The sequence below is a fragment of the Kitasatospora sp. NPDC059803 genome (genome assembly GCF_042732255.1).
Taxonomy (GTDB): domain Bacteria; phylum Actinomycetota; class Actinomycetes; order Streptomycetales; family Streptomycetaceae; genus Kitasatospora.
In genome coordinates this window covers 1-3,256 of the sequence record NZ_JBHWIJ010000095.1, presented here as the reverse complement: position 1 = coordinate 3,256, position 3,256 = coordinate 1, and the positions used below count along the sequence as shown (strand labels likewise).

General features: G+C 74.0%; 4 protein-coding genes. 1 reads left to right on the top strand and 3 read right to left on the bottom strand.

Translation table 11 applies throughout. The features are described 5' to 3' along the window. Positions 1-153 precede the first annotated feature (153 nt). From ACFV6I_RS17395 to ACFV6I_RS17385, 3 genes are all read right to left on the bottom strand, one after another. Positions 154-681: a histidine phosphatase family protein gene (locus tag ACFV6I_RS17395; RefSeq protein ID WP_063349631.1), complete on the bottom strand. Its 528-nt coding sequence runs from the start codon at positions 679-681 to the stop codon at positions 154-156. 161 nt (positions 682-842) lie between these two features. Then, on the bottom strand, positions 843-965 hold the full coding sequence (locus ACFV6I_RS17390; RefSeq protein WP_279634939.1) for an SGM_5486 family transporter-associated protein: 123 nt from the start codon (positions 963-965) through the stop codon (positions 843-845). 67 nt (positions 966-1,032) lie between these two features. Beyond that, positions 1,033-2,319 carry an MFS transporter gene (locus tag ACFV6I_RS17385; RefSeq protein WP_079135934.1) on the bottom strand — a complete coding sequence of 429 codons (1,287 nt, stop codon included), beginning with the start codon at positions 2,317-2,319 and terminating at the stop codon, positions 1,033-1,035. A gap of 135 nt (positions 2,320-2,454) precedes the next feature. Here ACFV6I_RS17385 and ACFV6I_RS17380 point away from each other — a divergent pair, with 135 nt between their 5' ends. Further along, positions 2,455-3,129: a FadR/GntR family transcriptional regulator gene (locus tag ACFV6I_RS17380; protein ID WP_350887659.1), complete on the top strand. Its 675-nt coding sequence runs from the start codon at positions 2,455-2,457 to the stop codon at positions 3,127-3,129. The last annotated feature ends 127 nt before the right edge of the window (positions 3,130-3,256 follow it).

Below are 3,256 nucleotides of genomic sequence, written 5' to 3'. Positions count from 1 at the left end.
AGCCGCGGCCGCGCCCCCCGCGGGGGGCGCGCCCCCCCGGCCCCCCCCCGCCCCTCGTCGTCATCGAAGCCCGAAGCCCGGAGCCGGAAGCCCGAAGCCGGAACCCGGAGCCGGAAGCCCGAAGCCGTACGGAACCCGGAGCTCCGTACCGGGTCAGTCCTGCGGCGTGTAGTACGAGACCAGCGCGGCCGCGCCCGGCTCGACGCCCTTCCACGAGCCGCTGAAGCTGAGCACCGCGATCGCCGCCGTCGGGAAGCCGCCGAGCCGCAGCCGCTCCAGCGCGTCCCGGTCGCCCGCGTCCCCGGCCAGCACCTGGGTCAGGCCCAGCACGCCGGGGTTGTGCCCGACCAGCACCACGTCCGCGTACTCCTCCGGGGTCTCCTGGAGGACGGCGATGATCTCGCCGGGGCTGGCCTCGTAGATCCGGTCCTCGTACACGGTCTTGCGGGCCCGCTTCGGCAGCTCGTGCGCCGCCAGCTTCCACGTCTCGCGGGTGCGCAGCGCGGTGGAGCAGAGCACGTACTCGGGGTTGATGCCGGAGTCGACCAGCCAGCGGCCGGCGTCCGGGGCCTGGTGACGGCCCCGGTCGGCCAGCGGCCGCTCGTGGTCGTCCACGCCGTTGGGCCAGTCGGCCTTGGCATGGCGGAGAACGATGATCCTGCGGGACGTGTCGGCGCTCATACCCAGCAAGCTTGGCAGAAAAGCCGCTCCGGGGCGCGATGCTCCCGGATGCCGCCACTCGCAGGGGTGGCGGGTGTCATCATCCGCCGTTCGTCCGGCCCTTCCGATAAACGGGGGGTGGCCGATGAGCGGCGGTTGTGCGCGGGGGGGGATGGACCGGATCAGCCTATGGCGGCGGCGACGGAGGCGATGATCGCCACCAGCACCACGATGCCGGCGATCGCCAGGGCGATCTGGCCGAGCTGCTTGCGGCCGTCGGTCGGGTTGGGATCGAGAACGGGCATGTCCGGGATTCTTCCACCCCGAACACGCCCGTCGGTCACCGACCCCTCGGGGTTGGCCGGCCCTTGGTCAGGCCTTGACCTGCGCCACGGGGTGGACCGCCTCGTCCTCGATGTGCCGGGCCATCGCGGCCCGCAGGCCGAACAGCATCTGCGGCACCAGCAGCAGTGCCAGGAAGCCCAGCGGGCCGTACCACTCACCGGTCATCTGGTAGATCCGGCCGATCAGGATCGGGCCGGGGATGGAGATCAGGTAGCCGACGCCCTGGGCGAAGGCGGAGAGCTGGGCGACCCCGCCGGCGGTGCGGGCGCGCAGCCCGATCATCGTCAGCACCAGCGGGAAGGCGCAGTTGGACAGGCCCACCAGGACCGCCCAGAGCCACGACGCGCCGGCCGGGGCCAGCGCCAGCCCGGCGTACCCGGCGATGCCGCAGGCGGCCAGCACGACGACGAACAGCCGCTGGTCGCCGCGGCGGGCAGCCAGGTTGGGCAGCACGAAGGAGACCGGCACGCCGATCACCATGGTCACCGCGAGCAGCACCCCGGAGGTACCCTTGTCGACTCCGGCGTCCTGGAAGATCTTCGGCATCCAGCCCATCACCACGTAGGCGCCGGTGGCCTGGAGGCCGAAGAAGCAGGCCATCGCCCAGGCCGTCCGGCTGCGGGTGATCGGCAGCCTGGCGGCGGCCGCCCCGCCCGCGCGCTCGCCGCGCTCGCGCTTGGTCAGCAGCACCGGGAGCCAGAGCAGCAGGGCCAGCGCGGCGAGACCGGCCCAGACGCCCAGGCCGTAGCGCCAGTCGCCGCCGAGCGCGCTGGTCATCGGCACGGTGACGGCGGCGGCCAGCGCGGTGCCGGCCGACAGCGCCATCGAGTACAGGCCGATCATCGGACCGACCTTGTCCGGGAAGTAGCGCTTGATCACCACCGGGATCAGCACGTTGGAGACCGCCACGCCGGCCAGTGCGAGCGCGGTCAGCAGCAGGAACACCGCGGTGCCGCCGGCGAAGGAGCGGGAGAGCACGCCCAGGGTGATCGCGCCCATGCCGGCGGTGATCACGGCGATCGGGCCGATCCGCCGGGCCATCGAGGGCGCGGCGAAGCCGAACAGGCCGAAGCAGAGCGACGGGACGGCGGTGAGCAGCCCGGCGAGCGTCGGGTTCATCCCGAGGTCGGCGCGGACCTGGTCGAGCAGCGGTCCGAGGCTGGTGACCACGGGGCGCAGGTTGAAGGCGGCGGCGGCGATCGCGATGGCGAACAGCCAGACCAGGTGCTTGCCGGAGGAGGGCGTGGAGGGCCGCTCGGTCTGCGGCCGGGCCTCGGTTCGTGGGGAGGCGGTGGTGTCTGCTGCGGGAGGCATGGGCACCATCATAGAATGATGGGATGAATTGGCGCACCTTCGAATTGGCATGATGTGCCGACCCGCACCCCCACCGGACGCCGGCCCTCCCACCCGCCGGCCCCGTCCATCGAACCGTAGCCGCAAGGAGTACCCGTGGCGCTGTCCTCGCCGAGGCGCACCCCGCTGTCCGACCAGGTGATCGCGCAGCTGCGCGCCCAGATCACCTCCGGAGAGTGGCCCGTCGGCTCACGCATCCCCACCGAGGCCGCACTCGTCGAACAGCTCGGCGTCGCCCGCAACACCGTCCGCGAGGCCGTCCGCGCCCTCGCCCACAACGGGCTGCTCGACATCCGCCAGGGCTCCGGCACCTACGTGCTCGCCACCAGCGAGCTGGCCGGGGTCATGCACCGCCGCTTCGCCGACGCCGACCAGGCGCAGGTCGCCGAGCTGCGGGCCGCCCTGGAGACCTCCGCGGCCGGCCTCGCCGCGGCCCGCCGCACCGACCGCGACCTCGGCCTGCTGGACGCCGCACTGGGCCGCCGCGAGAGCGCCTGGCACTCCGGCGACGCCGAGGACTTCATCCAGGCCGACGCCGCGTTCCACCAGGCCGTCGTCGCCGCCGCCCACAACGACGTGCTGGCCGCCGTCTACGCCGACCTCGGCGAGGTCACCCGCGCCCACCTGCGGCACGACGTCGGCCCCGAGCTGATCGCCGAGCGCTACATCGGCCACGCCACCATCCTCGACGCCATCCGGGCCGGCGACGCCCAGCGCGCCTCCGTCGAGGCCGGCCGCGCCATCGGCGCGTGCACCCCCGCCGACGCCTGAGGCGCCCTGGCACGTCCTGGAACGCCCCGGGGCCGCCCCCCCCCCGCGGGGGGCGGGGCCCGGGGGGGGCGGAAGCGGTGGGCGGCCCCTTGGTGGGCGGCCGCCGGGGCCGGGGTGTTATTGCCGG